The organism is Capnocytophaga sp. oral taxon 338 str. F0234 (genome assembly GCF_000192225.1).
In the GTDB taxonomy this organism is placed as follows: Bacteria; Bacteroidota; Bacteroidia; order Flavobacteriales; family Flavobacteriaceae; genus Capnocytophaga.
Window position 1 is genome coordinate 1 of sequence record NZ_GL872432.1, and the last position, 807, is coordinate 807.

Here is an 807-nt window from a genome sequence, read left to right on the forward strand (position 1 = left end):
GGTGGTGCTTCAAAAAGTATGATACAACTTTAGATGTACCCATAATTGATATAAAAGAAAGCTAAAGCAAAGGCCTTTAGATGATTTATTAGTTTCTTAGAAAAACAACAAGTCTTTCGAAAAGCTCGTTTTATTCTATGTCTCAATTTACAGTTATTCCCCTCTATCCCAACAGTATACGCTTTTCCTATTAGATGCTTATCTTCTTTAAAGGTTGTTTTAAAACTTTTCCAATCATCAGTTGCTATACTATCATAAGTGATATTCAGTTCTTTAAGTTGCTTTCTTAGCTTTTTAGCTGTCCTTAAATCTCTTTTACCCCAAACATAAGTTATAATTTCCCGTGTTTCTCTGTCATAAGCATATATAAGCCACTGTTTGTTCTCTTTCTTCTGAACATAAGTCCAAAATTCATCGACTTCAATATGGTCATAATGCTTCTTTTTAGGTGTTATAGAATAACTAGATTTAGCTAAAACAGTAAGCACTTTTCCTATGCTAACTTCCTCTATTTTAGAAATATCTCTAATTCCTACACCTCTAACAAGCATAAGGGTTATTTTACGATTAATGTTTGAATGATAACCTTTATAGGTAAGATTATGGTCTCCAATGAATTGACGACCACATCCTTCATTCTTGCAAAGATAATTTTGTTTTCCATTTGGTTTTTTCCCATTTTTCACTACCTTTGCACTCTGGCAATTGGGGCAATATAGTTCTATTCTTATTTTCACACAACAAAAATACAACTTTTTGCTCTAATTGTCAACTTTTTACTTCATCATACTTTTTAAATCACCTCCT

Annotated in this window: 1 protein-coding gene; it reads right to left on the minus strand. The window is 31.5% G+C overall.

All coding sequences use genetic code 11. The annotated features are described in order from the left end of the window. Positions 1-29: 29 nt before the first annotated feature. Positions 30-731, minus strand: a complete 702-nt coding sequence (locus HMPREF9071_RS11710) for an IS1 family transposase (RefSeq protein ID WP_371258697.1) — start codon at positions 729-731, stop codon at positions 30-32. Between the last annotated feature and the right edge of the window lie 76 nt (positions 732-807).